The 16,725-nt window shown below is 72.6% G+C and carries 14 protein-coding genes; 6 read left to right on the top strand and 8 right to left on the bottom strand.

Annotated features, from left to right (window positions below):
* Positions 1–6: 6 nt before the first annotated feature.
* Both rpsN and rpmB read right to left on the bottom strand, forming a co-directional pair.
* A complete protein-coding gene (gene rpsN, locus AC0682_RS08980) occupies positions 7–312 on the bottom strand; it encodes a 30S ribosomal protein S14 (RefSeq protein WP_478531828.1) in 306 nt (101 codons plus the stop codon).
* Positions 312–548, bottom strand: a complete 237-nt coding sequence (rpmB, locus tag AC0682_RS08975) for a 50S ribosomal protein L28 (RefSeq protein WP_019762862.1) — start codon at positions 546–548, stop codon at positions 312–314. The genes rpsN and rpmB overlap by 1 nt, the downstream gene beginning before the upstream one ends.
* 69 nt (positions 549–617) lie before the next feature.
* On the opposite strand from rpmB, the gene rpmG reads away from it, so the two are divergent.
* From rpmG to rpsR, 4 genes are read left to right on the top strand one after another with little or no spacing between them, the layout of a single operon-like run.
* Positions 618–782, top strand: coding sequence for a 50S ribosomal protein L33 (gene rpmG, locus AC0682_RS08970; RefSeq protein WP_019762863.1), 165 nt, complete (start codon positions 618–620; stop codon positions 780–782).
* A 48-nt stretch (positions 783–830) separates the two neighbouring features.
* The gene (locus AC0682_RS08965) at positions 831–1,085 is read left to right on the top strand and encodes a type B 50S ribosomal protein L31 (RefSeq protein ID WP_311605620.1); all 255 of its coding nucleotides are present in this window, start codon (positions 831–833) and stop codon (positions 1,083–1,085) included.
* Positions 1,082–2,239, top strand: coding sequence for a CobW family GTP-binding protein (locus AC0682_RS08960; protein WP_478531827.1), 1,158 nt, complete (start codon positions 1,082–1,084; stop codon positions 2,237–2,239). The genes AC0682_RS08965 and AC0682_RS08960 overlap by 4 nt, the downstream gene beginning before the upstream one ends.
* A 47-nt stretch (positions 2,240–2,286) precedes the next feature.
* Entirely contained in the window at positions 2,287–2,529 is a 243-nt protein-coding gene (gene rpsR / locus AC0682_RS08955; protein ID WP_478531826.1) for a 30S ribosomal protein S18, read from the top strand.
* Between the two features lie 274 nt (positions 2,530–2,803).
* Here rpsR and AC0682_RS08950 read toward each other — a convergent pair whose 3' ends face one another.
* From AC0682_RS08950 to AC0682_RS08940, 3 genes are all read right to left on the bottom strand, one after another.
* Positions 2,804–3,247 carry a subtilase-type protease inhibitor gene (locus tag AC0682_RS08950; RefSeq protein WP_478531825.1) on the bottom strand — a complete coding sequence of 148 codons (444 nt, stop codon included), beginning with the start codon at positions 3,245–3,247 and terminating at the stop codon, positions 2,804–2,806.
* 406 nt (positions 3,248–3,653) lie between these two features.
* Complete coding sequence (locus AC0682_RS08945) at positions 3,654–5,273, bottom strand: adenosine deaminase family protein (protein WP_478531824.1); 1,620 nt, start codon at positions 5,271–5,273, stop codon at positions 3,654–3,656.
* 117 nt (positions 5,274–5,390) lie between these two features.
* Entirely contained in the window at positions 5,391–6,584 is a 1,194-nt protein-coding gene (locus AC0682_RS08940; RefSeq protein WP_478531822.1) for an MFS transporter, read from the bottom strand.
* A gap of 53 nt (positions 6,585–6,637) precedes the next feature.
* On the opposite strand from AC0682_RS08940, the gene AC0682_RS08935 reads away from it, so the two are divergent.
* A complete protein-coding gene (locus AC0682_RS08935; protein ID WP_478531821.1) occupies positions 6,638–7,384 on the top strand; it encodes an AraC family transcriptional regulator in 747 nt (248 codons plus the stop codon).
* 91 nt (positions 7,385–7,475) lie between these two features.
* Here the strand turns inward: AC0682_RS08935 and AC0682_RS08930 are convergent, their stop codons facing one another.
* The gene (locus AC0682_RS08930; protein WP_478532051.1) at positions 7,476–9,083 is read right to left on the bottom strand and encodes an alpha/beta hydrolase; all 1,608 of its coding nucleotides are present in this window, start codon (positions 9,081–9,083) and stop codon (positions 7,476–7,478) included.
* Positions 9,084–9,581: 498 nt separating this feature from the next.
* Here AC0682_RS08930 and AC0682_RS08925 point away from each other — a divergent pair, with 498 nt between their 5' ends.
* Positions 9,582–13,961, top strand: a complete 4,380-nt coding sequence (locus tag AC0682_RS08925; RefSeq protein WP_478532050.1) for a molybdopterin-dependent oxidoreductase — start codon at positions 9,582–9,584, stop codon at positions 13,959–13,961.
* 93 nt (positions 13,962–14,054) lie between these two features.
* On the opposite strand, the gene AC0682_RS08920 is transcribed toward AC0682_RS08925, so the two are convergent.
* Both AC0682_RS08920 and AC0682_RS08915 read right to left on the bottom strand, forming a co-directional pair.
* Positions 14,055–15,086: a methyltransferase gene (locus tag AC0682_RS08920; protein WP_478531819.1), complete on the bottom strand. Its 1,032-nt coding sequence runs from the start codon at positions 15,084–15,086 to the stop codon at positions 14,055–14,057.
* A gap of 107 nt (positions 15,087–15,193) precedes the next feature.
* Positions 15,194–16,618 carry an FAD-binding oxidoreductase gene (locus AC0682_RS08915; RefSeq protein ID WP_478531817.1) on the bottom strand — a complete coding sequence of 475 codons (1,425 nt, stop codon included), beginning with the start codon at positions 16,616–16,618 and terminating at the stop codon, positions 15,194–15,196.
* Positions 16,619–16,725 lie beyond the last annotated feature (107 nt).

Raw genomic sequence — 16,725 nt, 5'->3', positions numbered from 1 at the left:
CCGGTGTCACCAGGAGGACTTGGTCACCCCGGGCAGGAATCCGGCGTGCGCCTGCTCGCGCATCCGGACCCGGGAGAGGCCGAAGGTCCGCAGATAGCCGCGGGGCCGACCGTCCACGCTGTCGCGATTGCGGACCCGCGTGGCACTGGCGTCGCGCGGCTGGCGGCGCAACTCCTCGACCGCCGCCGCCCGTTCGGCCGCCGACGTGGCCGGGCGGCGGATGACCTCCTTCAGCTCGGCCCGACGGGCCGCATACCGCTCGACGATCGCCTTGCGCTTCTCGTTCTGCGCGATCTTGCTCTTCTTGGCCATCAGACCTTCCCCCCTCGGGCGCGGATGCGCGCGACCGCGGCCTCGATACCGATGACGTCGATCGTCTTGATCGCGCGGGCACTGAGGGTCAGCCTCACATGGCGCCCCTCACTGGGGAGCCAGTACCGCTTGCGCTGGACGTTCGGGTCGAACCGGCGTGACGTGCGGCGGTGCGAGTGGGAGATGGAGTTGCCGAATCCCGGCTGCGAGCCGGTCAGTTGGCAGTGGGCGGACACGGGCGTTACCTGCCTCTCATCGATGGGTCCATTATTGGAAATGGAAACCATTGCCATATAGTAGCGCCCATGGCTCGCAACGACGTACGCCCGGTCATCAAGCTCCGCTCCACCGCGGGGACCGGCTACACCTATGTCACCCGTAAGAACCGCCGTAACAACCCCGACCGGATGGTGCTGCGCAAGTACGACCCGGTCGCCCGTCGGCATGTCGACTTCCGCGAGGAGCGCTGAGATCTCGCTCCCCGCCCCGCAGCCACCTCCAACCGCTAGGACCCCCTCATGAAGCCCGGAATCCACCCCGCCTACGGCCCCGTCGTCTTCCGCGACAAGGCCGCCGACTTCGCCTTCCTCACCCGCTCCACCCTGACCAGCGACAAGACCGTCGAGTGGGAGGACGGGCACACCTACCCGGTCGTGGACGTGGAGATCTCCTCCGCGAGCCACCCCTTCTACACCGGCACCGCCCGCGTCCTGGACACCGCGGGCCGCGTCGAGCGCTTCGAGCGCCGCTACGGACGCGGTGAGGCCCGGTGACGGAGGAAGGGCGCCGGAAGCTGCCCGTCGTCATCGTCTGCGGGCTGCACTCCGAGGCCCGCCGCCAGGTGGTGGACGGGCTGCTCGCCACGGTCCCGCACAGCGTCGCGCTCCACCACGACCTGTCCACGGCGACCGGCGGCACGGTGCGCCGCATCCTGCGGGACGCCACCGGGGAACTGTCCACGGGCGAGACGCCCCTGGTCAACGACTGCGCGTGCTGTGCGCTGCGGGAGGACCTGGTCCCCGAACTGGGACGGCTGGCCGACGGCGGGCTGACCCGGCTCGCCGTCCTGGAGCTCTGGGACTCCGTCGAGCCGAAGTCGATGGCCGAGGTCATCGCGGCCCACGGGGCCGACGGCTTCGAGGTCACCAACGTCGTCACCGCGATCGACCCCGCGCTCGTCCTGCCGTGCCTCACCAACGGCGACGACCTGGCGGAGGCCGGTCTCGCGGCAGCCCCCGCCGACCAGCGGACCATCGGGGACACCTGGGCCCGGCAGGTGGAGTACGCGCCCGTCCTCGCCCTCGTCGACAGTCCGGCGGCGGACGACGAGGACCGTGCGCTGCTCCGGCAGATCAATCCCATGGCTCGTCGGATTGCCGCCGATGACGCCGAGTTGGCCCGGCTCGCGGTCGCCGGGTTCGACGTGGGGGCGGCGGCCGCGGGGCAGCATCCGGCCTGCGCCCTCCTGCCCCAGGAGGCCGAGGAGGCCGGGGTCTCCACGCTCGTCTGGCGGCGCCACCGCCCCTTCCACCCCGAGCGGCTGTACCACGCACTGGAGGACCTGTGCTGTGCGGCGGCCCGCAGCCGGGGGCGGTTCTGGCTGGCGGACCGGCCCGACACGCTGCTCTCCTGGGACGCGGCGGGCGGCGCGCTCTGCGTGGAGAACACCGGCCCCTGGCTCGCCTCCCTCCCGGACGCGGCCTGGGCCATGGTGGAGCCCTACCGGCGGGCCGCCGCCGCGCTGGACTGGCACGCGGAGCACGGCGACCGCTGCCAGCACCTGGTCTTCGTCTCCCCTGGCCTCGACCGCGACGGGCTGACCGGGCTGCTGGAGTCGTGCCTGCTCACGGACGAGGAGTACCAGGCGGGCCGGGAGGCGTGGAAGAACCTGCCGGCCGCCTTCGACGCGCTCCTCGACCCGGTGTGAACCGGGAATCCGCCCCCATACCCCGACCACTCGGACAAGGAACCACGATGGCACGCAAGCACGACCCCCGTAAGCCGCTCAAGACCCGCCCCAACCCGCTGGACGCGGCGGGGATCACGTACATCGACTACAAGGACACCGATCTGCTGCGCAAGTTCATCTCCGACCGCGGCAAGATCCGCAGCCGCAGGGTGAGCCGGGTCAGCGCCCAGCAGCAGCGGCAGCTCGCCGCGGCGATCAAGAACGCCCGGGAGATGGCGCTACTGCCGTACTCCGGCTCCGGGAGGTAGCCCCGCGCCACGGGGGCGGGGGCGCCTCGGGAGGCAGTGCCGCGGCAGGCCGCGCACCACGAACGTACGGGCACAGACGCCTCCAAGGGGATGGCCCTGATGCGGAGTGCCGATGGCCTTCATCGGCCGGACGACCGCGAGGCCGCCGCTCCCGACACCCTTCGGCCCGGGGACCTGCTGCGGAACGGCGAACCGTCCGGCCCTCGCGCCCCCCTTCGCGCTGCGCCACCCGGGGGCCCGGGTGGCGCAGGTTCCCCGGAGGGGCCGACCGGGCTCAGAAGGAGTAGACGGCGCTCTCGCTCATGCTGCCGGCCAGCTCGCAGGCATTGCCGTACGTGGTCGAGAACGCGACGCGCTGACCGTGCCAGACGCCGTGGGCGGTGATCACGACCGGGTCCCACTGCCGGGTGCACATGCGGTCCGGGGAGGTCCGGGCGAGCGCGGTGAACCGACCGCCCACCGACTCCAGTTCGGCACAGGCGGCCTCGGGGTCCGGGTGGGTGCCCTGGGCACCGGGGGCACAGGTGAGCGTGACCGCCCGCTTGACCGTCGCGGTGAGCGGGTCCTCGCCCTGCGCCACGGTGAGGACGAGGGCGGAGGGCGCGTAGAGGCTCGCGGGCTTCGCCGGTGCCGCGTGGGCGGAGGTGGCGGCGAGACCGCCGAGAGCCAGTGCGCTTGCGGCGACCGTTGCAAAGATTGCGTGACGGTTGTGTCGCATGGGTGAAAACTCCTCGCTCGGGTGCTGATTGCGGTCAGGAGTCTTACGCATGCGGAAAGTAGGCGCACATCGACAGCCCGCTTCCAGCCGCAGACATTCGTTCGAACCGACCGGATGGTCGTTCGGGCAGCTCACACGGGGCGCGAGGGCCGTCCAACATATGGACACCCTCCGGCCGTTCAACGGAGAACGACCCTCTGACCTGCGGTGATATCCAGGCGGCCAGAAACCCCCGCAAGCCGCTTCGACCGGAAAGCAACGCCCTGCGGACCTGTTCACACCCTCGGTGGGCGGGCCGGCGCGGCCTCCGGTGTCCCGCCGTGCTCCGGGCGCGGCCGTCGGGCGGGCGCGCCTCAGCTCATGGCCGCGGCCCGTCCGCCCTCCCCCGATCGTCGACGATGCCGGATCAGCGCGGTCCGCCGTACCGCTGTTCGAAACCGGCGAACGCCGCTTCCTGGCGCCACTGGATTGCCGCCTTCGGGTTCTCGTCCAGGTGGCGGGCGCAGGCCGGAGCGGGCGGGGCGATGCCCGGCCGGGCTCCGGTGCAGGCGCGCACGGGGCGGTAGGCGGTGCGGTCGGGCCGGGTGGCCCACAGGCCGGACCCGTCGACGAAGGCGTACTCGAGCGAGGCGCGGGCCAGGTCCTTCAGCTCGGGGTAGGTCAGGCCGTAGGTCTCCCGGGCGTACTGGTACTCGTGGCTGATGTCGATGCGCGAGACGCCGGGGTCGTCGGTGGCCAGGACGACGGGGACGCCGTAGCGGCGGTAGGTGTTGAAGGGGTGGTCGTCGCCGGTCACGCCCAGGATCTGCTTGTTGCTGCTGAACGGCACCTCGACGGCGACGCGCCGCTCGGCCATCGTCCGGGCGAGCCCGCGCCAGTCGTCCTCGTGGACCAGGTCGACGCCGTGGCCGATGCGTTCGGCCCCGGCGACGAGCACCGCCTCGCGGATGTGGAAGGTGAGGTCCTCGGGCTTGACCAGGCCGGGGGTCAGCTCACCGGCGTGCAGGGTGAGCCGGACGTCCGGGTACTGGGTGCGCAGGTACTGGAGCATCCGCATCTGGAGGCTGTAGTTGCGCAGCGCGCTCTCCCCGTCCTCCGGCTGGACGAGGTTGACCGCGACGAACCGCGGGTCGCGCTCGGCGAGTCGCAGGCCGACGGCCATCTGGGTGAAGACCCGTTCCGGCGAACTGCCCCGGGAGACCTGGGAGATCCACCGCACGGGCAGTCGGCAGCCCGGGGCGGGGCGGGCGGTGTCGCACCGCGCGGCCTCGCGGAACTGGGCGTCGGCGGCGTCGGCCTCGGTGACGGCCTCCGCGACGACCCTGTCGAGCTTGCCGCCGGCGACGAGCTTGCGGTGGAGGGCGGCGAGGTCGGCGTCGTAGCCCACGGACTCGGCGAGCTTGCGCGCGCTGTCGGAGGCGGGGGTGACCAGGGTCTCCAGATAGAACTGGTTCTGTTCCACCACGGTGTCGGCGACATTCGCGAGGAGCTTCCCGCGATCGCGCGTCGCCTCCCCGAACTTGCCGAAGGTGTCGAAGAAGTGGTCGTGACCCGACTGGTCGGCGGGGAAGTCCTGCATCGACCAGGCGCGGACGATGCGTTGGCGGAACTCGGCGTCGTCACGGGCGTCGGCGGCCGGCCGTGTCCCGGGCCCGCAGGGCGGCAGGACGGCGGTGTCCGTCGCGTCGATGCAGAGCCCCCGCTCGCCCGCGAGCTGGATCAGGTACTCGGTGGTGACCGCGCCCGACAGGTGGTTGTGCAGGTCGGCGCCCTTGGGCAGTGCGGCGAAGAACCCCCTCAGCCCGGCGGGATCGCCTTGCAGGGCGTCGAGTTGGGCGGAGGTCCGACGCTCGGCCGGGGTCAGGGGGCGGTACGCCACGGGCCCGGCCGCCGGGGCGACCGGCTCCTGCGCGGGTGCGGCGGTGGCCGGGACGGCGGGCAGCACCGCGAGGAGGGCGAGTGCGCCGATCCCGGCCGGGACAAGGGACTTGGGACGGCGTCGTGCCGTCCGGTTCGAGGAGATCACCGCCGAATGATCGCGTCGCCCGCGCCCTTCCCGTACGGAATCGCATGGACAGGCGGCAAGATCCACCCGATCGAGTGGGGGCACCGCTTTGCGGGTCGCTCCCCTCGTCCGCGGGGCTCATCCCTGCCGCGACCGTCCCGGCACCGCGGCGGATGGCGGGGGCGGGCTCTTCGGTACGGGGGGTTCCGCGAGTGAGCGGAACAGCAGCCAGCTGAGGGCGGGCATGGCGATCAGGGGCGTCAGGGCGGTCTGCAGCGAGGTGGCGTCGGCCAGGCGGCCGATCAGGGGGCTGAGCAGACCGCCGATGCTGATCGTGAGCCCCAGGGTGATGCCGCTCGCGGTGCCGACCCGGCTGGGCAGGTAGTCCTGGGCCAGGGTCACCTGGAGCGAGAAGGGCGCGTAGAGGCCCACCGAGGCCAGGGCGAGGCAGAGGTAGAGGGCCGGCCCCGGGACAAGAACGACCCCCGCCACCGCGGCCACGGAGAGCAGGTAGGACCGGCGCACCACGGTGACACGGTCCCGGCGCTCGGCGAGACTGCCGCCCAGGACCGTGCCGACCGCGCCGCCGAGATAGAGCACGACCAGGGCCGCGGCCCCCGCCGCCGCGCCTTGGCCCGTGCGCTCGCGCACGTAGAAGGAGATGAACGTGCTCAGGCCGATGAAGACGACCGAGCGGCAGACCACCGCCAGGGCGAGTCTCACGAACGAGGCCACGTCGTCGGGGGCCAAGGGGGCCGTGTCCGTTGTCGGGGCGGCCGATGTACCGCGCTCCAGGCCGCGCAGGACGGGCAGGGTGAGCAGGCTTCCGACGAGGGCGGGGATCACGAGGAGCGGGGTGAGCCCCAGCCCGCCCGCCCCGACGACCACGGCCACGAGGACGGGCGCGAGGGCGAAGCCGAGGTTGCCGCCGAGGGAGAACCAGCCCATGGCCGTGTGGCTGCCGCCACTGGCGACGCGGGCGATGCGGGCGGACTCCGGGTGGTACGCGGCCACGCCGATCCCGCCGATGCCCACGAACAGCAGGGTCAGCGCGTAGGAGTGGTGCAGCCCGCTCAGGGCGATGCCCAGGCCGCCGACGAGCGTGCTCACGGGGAGCAGCCAGGGGGTGGCCCGGCGGTCGGTCGCCATGCCGAACAGGGGTTGTGCCACGGAGGAGAGCAGCGACGCGGCGAGCACGATGCCGGAGGCCGCCGCGTAGGTATAGGCACGTTCGGCGACGAAATAGGGGACGAGGGCGGCCACGGCCCCCTGGTAGACGTCGACGCAGGCATGCCCGATGGACAGCAGGGTGATGGGTCGGTTCTTCGCCACTCGGCCATCGTCGCCACCCACGGACCGGCGGACTTCCGATATAACGACAGTCAATGACCGGTATCCGCCATGAGCCGTCCGCCCCGACCCGCGTCCAGTGGCTGGCGCCCGGGTCGGACATCGACGCCCACCGCCACGACGACCACCAGATCGTCTACGCGGCACGCGGTGTGCTGGCCGTCACCACCGAAGCCGGTACGTGGATCGTTCCGGGGAACCGGGCCGTCTGGGTGCCGGCCGGAACCGTGCACGCCCACCGGGCCCACGGTTCCCTCGAGTTGCGGTTGGTCGGCCTGTCCGCGGCGGAGAACCCGCTGGGGCTGGACGCGCCGGCCGCGCTGACCGTGGGGCCGCTGCTGCGGGAGCTGATCATCGCCCACACCGCGGCCGCCAGGGACGACGACAGCCCGGAGCACCGCCGCCTCCGTGCCGTACTGCTGGACCGGCTGGTGGCCTCCGGGCAGCAGCCGGTCCGGCTGCCGACGCCCTCCGATCCGCGGCTCCGGCGGATCCACGACCTCCTGGACGCCGACCCCGCGGACGGGCGCACCCTGGCCGCGCTGGGCCGGGAGGCGGGTGCGAGCGCGCGCACGCTGTCACGGCTCTGCGCCGCCGAGCTGGGTATGACGTTCCCCCAGTGGCGCACCCAGCTGCGCCTGCACCGGGCCCTGGTGCTGCTGGCCGAGGACACTCCGGTGACCACGGTGGCCCACCGCTGCGGCTGGGCGTCCGCCAGTGCGTTCATCGATGTCTTCCGCCGCGCCTACGGCCACACCCCGGGCCGGCACCGGCACGGCTGACGGTCCAGGGCGGGGCCTCCCGACCGGATCCCCGTCGGGAGGTCCCGCCCGCCGTCACCGCTTCATCCGGCAGTCGGCCGTGGGGCCGGGGTCAGAAGCGGTCCGGGGCTCGCTGCGGGAGCGGAGAGCCGGGGACGGTGTCCGGCCGCTGGTTCTCGCGGGCCTCCGCGTTCGATTCGGCGGTGGCCCGGCAGGCGACGTCCTTGGCCGGGAGCTTGCCGGTGAGCAGATAGCGGGTGACCGTGCCGTCCGTGCAGGAGTTGCCGCTCGGGTAGACGCCGTGGCCCTCGCCGCCGAGGACGGTGACCATCTTCGAGCGCTTCATGACGGTGTGCAGGGCCTGGGCGCTGGGCAGCGGGGTCTGGGAGTCCCACTCGTTCTGGACGATGAGGGAGCCGACCCTGTTGTCCACCTCGGTGGCCGGCTCCACGGACGTGTTCCAGAAGGCGCACGGCTTGATGCTGGAGGCGAAGTCGCCGAAGAGCGGGTAGCGGACCTTGTCGGCGATGGCGTCCTGCCGGTAGCGCTCGGGGTTCCGGGGCCACGCGGCCGAGTTGTCACCGCACACCACGGCCCAGAAGCTCGCCGTCATGTTGTCGTCCGGCACCCCGGCGGTCCTGCGCGCCGGCTCCGTGGACCCGGTGAGGGCCGAGGCCTTCTCGGCGGTGGCGGGCTGGCCGTCCGCGGCCTTCTTCACCTCGACGAACGCCTCGGTCGCGGACTTCGGGCTGAACACCGCCCCGCGCATGCCGCCACGGATGTCGTCGCCGGTGAGCTTCATCCCGTCGAACTCGATGGGCTTCCGGTCGGCGCGCGCGATCAGCTCCCAGAAGGTCCGGTCGACCTTCTTCGGCGTGTTCCCGAGGCCGTACGTCTCCGAGCGCGCGGCGGCCCACTCGGTCCACCGGTCGAAGGCGGGCTCGGCGCCCTCCGCCCACCACTGGACCATTCCCCGCCAGGCGCGCGCCGGGTCGACCGCGCTGTCCAGCACGAACCGGTCGACGCGGCCGGGGAAGAGCTGGGCGTAGACCGCGCCCAGGTAGGTGCCGTACGAGTAGCCGACGTACGAGAGCTTCTTCTCGCCGAGGACCGCCCGGAGCACGTCCAGGTCGCGGGCGGTGTTGCGCGTCGTGATGTGCGGGAGGACGCCGCCCGACCGGGCCCGGCACTTGTCCGCCACCTTGCGTGCCCAGGCGACGTCCCTGGTGAACGTCTCCTTCTTGTACGGGCGGAGCCAGTCCTCCTCGTCCGGGGTCAGGTCGCAGCTCACCGGGGAGCTCTCGCCCACTCCGCGCGGGTCGAAGCCGATGAGGTCGTACTTCCGCGTCACGGACGCGGGCAGTTCCTCCCGCAACGCGAGCGGCATGAAGATGCCCGGACCGCCGGGGCCGCCGGGGTTGGAGAGCAGGACGCCCTGGCGCTTGCCGGGCGCGGTGCTCTTGATCCGGGATATGGCCAGGTCGATCCGCTTGCCGCCGGGGGCCCGGTAGTCCAGCGGGACCTGGATGGTGGCGCACTGGAACTCCGCCGGGGCGGTGGCTTCGCACCGCTTCCACGTCGGTTTCTGCTGGGTGTACCGGTCCAGCGCGCCCGTGGCCGCGGCCGGGGACGCGGTGGACGACGGGGCGGAGGCCGGGGCCGCGGTGGCCGCGGTGGTGGCGAGTGCGGGAGCCAGCAGGGCCGTGATGCTCACGGCCATGAGGGGCGCGAGACGTCGTCTGCGCACGATATCGGTCCTTCCGGTCACAGAGTGGGACGGAGAAGATCATTCAGGAGCGCGGCGTCTTGGCGGATCCCTCGCCGGGGCCGCACTTCCCTCCACCTTGGGAATGACGCAACAGGCTTGCGTGATACCGGAGTTGTAGGACGCGGAGCGCGCCGCCCCCGGCGCCCGGCGCGGGTGGCGGTCACAGCGGGGGCGAGCGTGGCGTGCGACCGGGTTTACCTGCACCACCCCCAGGTGTGACAAGGCGGTAATGCGGTCTTCCTACGATCTCGGGCAGCGGAGCCCCCCACCCCTGCCGGACCTCATCGCCGCACCTCACCCGGTGTACGCGGGGCGGAGAGAGTGGGTCGGGAGAGAGGGAAGGAAGTCTCGTTGACGGCGTCGGGCGCGAAGGCGGAGCCAGGGGCGGACCCGTCGAGGCCGGAGGCAGGCGCGGAGGCGGCACCGGCGGCGGAGCCCGCGGCGGCGAGCGTGCGGACGGTCTGCTCGTACTGCGGCGTCGGCTGCGGGATCCTCCTCGACATCGGCCGTGACGCCACCAGCGGCAGGCGCGTCGTCAAGAAGGCCACCGGCGACCGGAGCCATCCGGCGAACGTGGGACGGCTCTGCACGAAGGGGGCGACCAGCGCCGACATGACGGCCGCCCCGGGACGGGCGGCGAGGGCTCTGGTCCGCGCAGAGCGGGGCGCCGATCCGGTGGAGGCGGACGTGGACACGGCGATCACGGCCGTGGCCGGGCGGCTGCGCGCGATCGTGGACGAGCACGGACCGGACGCGCTCGCCCTCTATGTCTCCGGGCAGATGTCCCTGGAGGCGCAGTACCTGGCGAACAAGCTCGCCAAGGGCTTCGTACGGACGAGCCGGATCGAGTCCAACTCACGTCTGTGCATGGCGAGTGCGGGCTCCGGATACAAGCTGTCGCTGGGCGCGGACGGTCCGCCCGGCTCGTACGGGGACTTCGACCGGGCCGACACCTTCTTCGTCATCGGCGCGAACATGGCCGACTGCCACCCGATCCTCTTCCTCCGGATGATGGACCGGATCAGAGCGGCCGGGGCGAAGCTGATCGTCGTCGACCCCCGGCGCAACGCCACCGCGGAGAAGGCCGACCTCTTCCTCCCGATCAGGCCGGGCACGGACCTCGCTCTGCTCAACGGCATCCTGCATCTCCTGGTGGAGAACGGACACACCGACGAGGCGTTCATCGCGGAGTTCACCGAGGGGTGGGAGGAGATGCCCGCCTTCCTCGCCACGTACACCCCGGCCCGGGTCGCGGAGATCACCGGCCTGCCCGAGGCGGACATCCGGCGGGCCGCGCGGTGGATCGGGGAGTCGGGCGAGTGGATGAGCTGCTGGACGATGGGGCTCAACCAGTCCACCCACGGCACCTGGAACACCAACGCCCTGGTCAATCTGCATCTCGCCACCGGGGCGATCTGCCGCCCCGGCTCCGGCCCCCTCTCGCTGACCGGCCAGCCGAACGCGATGGGCGGGCGCGAGATGGGGTACATGGGCCCGGGGCTGCCCGGCCAGCGGTCGGTCCTGGTGGCCGAGGAGCGGGCCTTCGTCGAGGAGCTGTGGGGCGTGGCGCCGGGCACGCTGCGCACGGAGAGCGGGCGCGGCACGGTCGAGATGTTCGAGGAGATGGCGGCCGGGACCATCAAGGCGTGCTGGATCATCTGCACCAACCCGGTCGCCTCGGTCGCCAACCGCCGGACCGTCATCGCCGGTCTGGAGGCGGCCGAACTCGTCATCACCCAGGACGTGTTCGCGGAGACGGAGACGAACGCCTACGCCGATGTCGTCCTGCCCGCCACGCTGTGGGCGGAGTCCGACGGTGTGATGGTCAACTCGGAGCGGAACCTCACACTCGTCCAGGGCGTCGTCGACCCGCCCGGCCAGGCGCTGCCGGACTGGCAGCTGATCGCCCGGGTGGCCTGCGCGATGGGGTACGCCGACGCCTTCACGTACACGAGCGCGGAGGAGGTCTTCGACGAGCTGAAGCGCGCCTGGAACCCGCAGACCGGCTGGGATCTGCGGGGCGTCACCTACCGGCGGCTGCGCGAGACCCCGGTGCAGTGGCCCGCCGCCTCCCCGGAGGGTTCCGGCCGCCACCCGATCCGCTATCTCAACGACGGCCGGAGCCAGCGGCTGCTGGAACGCCCGGACGGGAGCCGCCCCCGGCTCGCGTTCCCCACCCCCTCCGGCAGGGCCCGGTTCTTCGCCCGCCCGTACCTGCCCGCCGCGGAACTCCCCGACGACGACTACCCGTTCGTCCTCAACACCGGACGCGTGCAACACCAGTGGCACACCCTCACGAAGACCGGCAAGGTCGCGAAGCTGAACAAGCTCGACCCGGGACCGTTCGTCGAACTCCATCCGGACGACGCGGCCGCCCTGGGAGCCCGGGACGGCGACCCGGTGGAGGTGGCCTCCCGGCGCGGCCGGGCCGTCCTGCCCGCCTTGGCCACCGACCGCGTACGCCCAGGCAACTGCTTCGCGCCGTTCCACTGGAACGATCTGTTCGGGGAGTACCTGAGCATCAACGCGGTCACCAGCGACGCCGTCGATCCGATCTCGTTCCAGCCCGAGTTCAAGGTCTGCGCCGTGGCAGTGCGGGTGGTGACCGCACCGCAAGGCCAGGAGGCCGACCCGCTGCCGGGCCGGCAGCCGCAGGAGGGTCCGGCGGCCGATGAGCCGACCGGCGTACGAGGAGGAGCGGAGGGAGCCGACGCCGCCCTGCCCGTCCCCGTCCCGGCTCTCGCCGCTCTCTTCGGCCTGCCCGGGCCCGCCGGGCTCCCCGGGCCGACGCTACGGGAGTCGGAACGGCAGTACCTGTCCGGTTTCCTGGCCGGTCTCGCGCAGGCGCCGCCGGGCGGGGTGCCCGTCCTGCCCGCGGCCGCGCCCCTCGACCCGGCGACGGCGCTGTGGGTGGACGGTGTGCTGGCGGGGGTGTTCTCCCGTGCCGCTCCCGGTCCCGAAACCCTCGCTCCTGCCTCACCGGGCCGCGCTCCCGTCCCGGCCGGTGACGCCGACGCGGCCCCCGCACCCCGGCGGCTGATCGTGCTGTGGGCCTCGCAGACCGGGAACGCGGAGGAGTTCGCCGCCGCCACGGCCGCCGGTCTCACCCGGGCGGGGCGGGCCCCGGCGCTGCTCGCCATGGCCGACGCCACGCCCGGCCGGTTCACCGCCGACACCGACCTGCTCGTCGTCACCAGCACCTTCGGGGACGGTGACAGCCCGGACAACGGTGCCGGGTTCTGGCAGGCCCTCTCCGCCCCCGACGCGCCCCGGCTGGAGGGCCTGCGCTACTCCGTCCTGGCCTTCGGGGACTCCGGCTACCACGATTTCTGCGGCCACGGCCGCCGCCTGGACGAACGTCTCGCGGAACTCGGCGCCACCCGTCTGCACCCGCGTACGGAGTGCGAACCCGACTACGAGGAGGCCGCCGCCCACTGGCTCGCCCAGGTCACCGCCGCCCTCTCCACGGCGGCCGACCCGCGGCCCGCGACGGTCCCGCCGTCGGCAAGGACCGCGACAGCCGGAGCGGGCGACGGGAGCGGCGCGGCGACACCGCCGACGACCCCGGCACCTCGGGCACCGCATACACCACCGACAGCTCAGGCACCATCAGCGGCCCAGGTGCCACTGCCATCGCACACCGCCGTACCCACCACATCCCCCGCATGCGCCCCGTCCTTCGCATCCGCCCCGCCGCCCGCATCCGCCGCTTACTCCAAGGCGTCCCCCTTCTCCACCCTGCTGGTGGGCAATCGGCTGCTCAGCCTGGCCGGATCGCAGAAGGAGGTCCGGCAGTTCGCCTTCGACACCCGGGGCGGAGAACTCGCGTACGAGGCCGGGGACGCGCTCGGCATATGGCCGGCCAACGGCTCCGCGCTGGTGGCCGAATGGCTCGCCCTCACCGGCCTTGACCCCGAGGGGCGCATCGCCCTCCCCGACGGCACCGACATGCCGCTCCGCGAAGCCCTGCGGACCCGGTTCGACCTGGCCCGCATCACCCCGGACCTCCTCGGGTTCGTCGTCGCACGGACCGGCGACCGCCACCTCCAGCAGCTCCTGCGCCCGGACAACAAGGGCGAGCTGGCCAAGTGGAGCTGGGGCCGGCAGGCGGCCGACGTGGTGGGTGCCCACCCCGTACGGGCCTCGGCGGCCGAGTGGGCCGGGGTCCTCAAACGGCTCCAGCCCCGGCTGTACTCCATCTCCTCCAGCCCCCTGGCCCACCCCACCGAGGTGCGTCTGACGGTCTCGGTCGTGCGCTACACCAACGACCTGGGCCGGGACCGCAAGGGGGTGTGCTCCACCTATCTGGCGGACTGCGCCGACGACGGTCCCGTCCAGGTGTTCGTCCGGCGCTCGCCGCACTTCCGCCCGCCGTCCGAGGCCACCACCCCGATGGTCATGATCGGCCCCGGCACCGGCGTCGCACCGTTCATCGGCTTCCTGGAGGACCGCCGGGCCCGGGGGCACACGGGCCCCAACTGGCTCTTCTCCGGCGGGCAGCGCGAGGCCACCGACTTCTACTACCGCCAGGAGCTGGAGGCCTTCGCCTCCACGGGCCACCTGGACCGCCTCGACCTCGCCTTCTCACGCGACCAGCGCAACAAGATCTACGTCCAGGACCGGATGCGCGAGCACGGCCCACGGCTGTGGCGATGGCTGGAGGACGGCGCCCACCTGTACGTGTGCGGCGACGCCACCCGCATGGCCGAGGACGTCGACCGTGCCCTGCGGGAGATCGTCTCCGCACACGGCGGCCTGGACACGGACTCGGCGGCCGCCTACGTCGGGCGGTTGGCCGACGACCGGCGCTATGTCCGTGACATCTACTGAAGGGGCGGCCGGGACACGTGCCCGCGGGCTGCCCCCGAGCGGAGGCGCGCCCCGGTCCGTGGTCCCGGGGCCACGTCAGCCCCGCGGCCCCGGTCAGGCCCGGCGGGTCTCCAGGATGCGCAGGTCGTCACTGACCGGGACCGTGCGCACCACGCGCAGGCCCGCCCGCTCGGCCAGGGCCCGGTAGTCCGACTCCGGCCGGTCCTGGCCACCCACCAGAACGGTCAGCAGCAGCCCTCGGAACAGGGCCTCCTGGTCGGACTCCTCGTCCACCACCCCCTCGATGACCAGCAGGGCGGAGTCCGGCCGCATCGCCGCCTTGATCTGCTCCAGGATGCGGACGATGGTGTCGTCGTCCCAGTCGTGCAGGGCACGCTTGATCGTGTAGAGGTCGGCACCGGCCGGCACCTGTTCGAAGAAGTCCCCGGCGACGACCTCGTACCGCCCGGCGACATCGGCCGCCTCCAGGTGCGCCTGGGCGAGCGGCACGATCTCGGGGCGCTCGAGGATCGTGCCGACGACCTCGGGGTGTTCGGTGAGTATCGCGGCCAGGAGACTACCGAGCCCGCCCGCGACGTCGACCACCGTCCGGGCCCGGGAGAAGTCGTACGCCCTGGCGACCCCGGTGGCCTCCTGCCGCGACACCGCGTTCATGGCCGCGTTGAACCGCTCCTTGGCGTCGGGGTCGTTCTTGGTCAGCTCCCAGAACGACACCCCGTCGTTGGCCACCTCGAAGGAGGAGCCGCCGGTGCGCACCGAGTGCAGGAGGTCGCCCCACGCGGCCCAGTGCCAGTTCGCCGCCATGAACCGCGCGTCGGTGGACTCGGGGTTGCCGGGTTCGGAGACAAGCACGGCCGACAGCGGTGACTGGGAGTAGGTCCGGCCGTCCGGGTGCCGCCGGAAGACCCCGAAGACCGACAGCGCGCGCAGCAGGCGGCCGAGGGTCGGGGCGTGGGTGCCGGTGAGCTCGGCCAGTTCGGGCACGGTGCGCTCGCCCTGCTCCAGCAGGTCCGGCAGGCCCAGTTCGACGGCGACGTGGATGGCGCGCGCCCGCCACGCTCCCTGGAGCAGCTCCACCATCTGCTTGTCGGGGCCCTTGTCCGCTGTGTCGATGTGCTCGTTCATCCGTCTCTCCGTCATCACTCGGCTGGCTGGGTCGGCTGGTGAGCACAGGAGATGCACCCGCGGGCGGTTCCCGGGTGTCGCTGGAACCGCCCTGGGAGATGGGAGGGCTACACCTCTGTGGAAACCGGCGGGATGTTGTGGTTGGCGCGGAACATGTTGCGGGGGTCCCACGTGGTCTTGAGGGCGCGCAGTCTCGCGTACGTCTGCGGAGTGAACGCCCGGCTGACACTCTCGGCGTCGGCGTGGGCGACGCCTGCCATGAAGTTGAGCATGCGGGTGCCGTTGTCCCACGGCGCGAAGCGCTCCACGACCCGGTCCTGATCAGCCAGTACGGCATCGTCCTCGCCGATGCCCAGGACCCCGGCCGCGTACACCTGGAAGGGGGCGTCGACGTGGGCGACGGCGTTGGGCACCTGGGGCGGGCGGGCCAGCGCTCCGCCGAGCTGGCGGACCTCCAGGCCCACGGCGCTCTGCTCGCCCGGCCCGACCTGGGCGAGGACGGCGTCCACCACGTCGTGGTCGAAGCGGCTGAGCTGGAAGGTGTTGATGTGGTAACGGCCGGGCGTGGGAGGGTCGTTGTGGATGGTTCCGACCTCGGTGTACGGCATGTCGGCCACCGTGTCGAGCAGGGTGGGGGCGAGGTCGCGCAGCGGCCGGATGAGCCGCTCGCCCTCCTCGGGCGAACCGAGGTAGCACAGCCGCAGGTGCAGGGCGAACTTCCCGCGCAGCTCCGGCGGCACCCCGTCGACGTCGGGCCAGTCGAGCATGAAGAACGAGGAGCTCATCTCCTCGGGCATGTCGGCGGCCCACTCGCTGTAGAAGTGCAGCGCCTCGCCGGCGGACTCGGCGGGGAAGAAGAGGCCGCCGCCGTAGATCCGCGCCACCTCGAACAGCTCGACCTCGATGGCCGTCACGACGCCGAAGTTGCCCTTGCCGCCGCGCAGCGCCCAGAAGAGGTCCGGGTTCTCCTCCTGGGTGGCGACCCGCAGTTCACCGTCCGCGGTGACGACCTCGATGCGCCGTACGTGGTCGGCCGCGTACCCGTGGCGCCGGGACAGGACGCCGATGCCGCCGCCCAGCGTGTAGGAGACGGCGCCGACGAAGGGGGCCGAGCCGTTGAGCGGGGCGAGGCCGTGCTCGGCCGCGGCCGGCAGGACCTCCTCCCACAGCACCCCCGCCTCCAGCCGCGCCACGCGCCGCCCGGGGTCCACCTCCACCCCGTTCATCCCGCGGGTCGCCAGGAACACGGTGTTCTCGTCGGCGGGCACGGCCGCGCCGTGGCCGGTGGCCTGGACGGCGACCGCCCAGTCTCGGTCGCGCGCGAAGCGGACCGCCGCCACGACGTCCCGCGCCTCGGCCACGGCCACGGCCACCGCCGGGCGGTGCTCGACGGCTCGGTCGAAGCCGTCCACGTGCTCCGTGTATCCGGGCTGGTCCGGCAGGAAGACCTCCCCCGCCACACGGTCGGCGAGTTGGCGCACCTCTTCGGGGGACAGTCCCGCCTTGTCCGACCCGCTCCTGTGCTCGCTCACTTGTCGCCCTTCTTTTCCGCTGTGCTGTTCATGTGTTCCACGACCCGCCCCTCCGGCCCCGGTTGGACAGGTCTACGGCGAGCAGCGCGTCTGCGCGACAGTACTGA

Source organism: Streptomyces sp. NPDC043746 (assembly GCF_056436485.1).
Note: the sequence above shows the minus strand (reverse complement) of the source record. Positions and strands in the feature narration are given on the sequence as shown.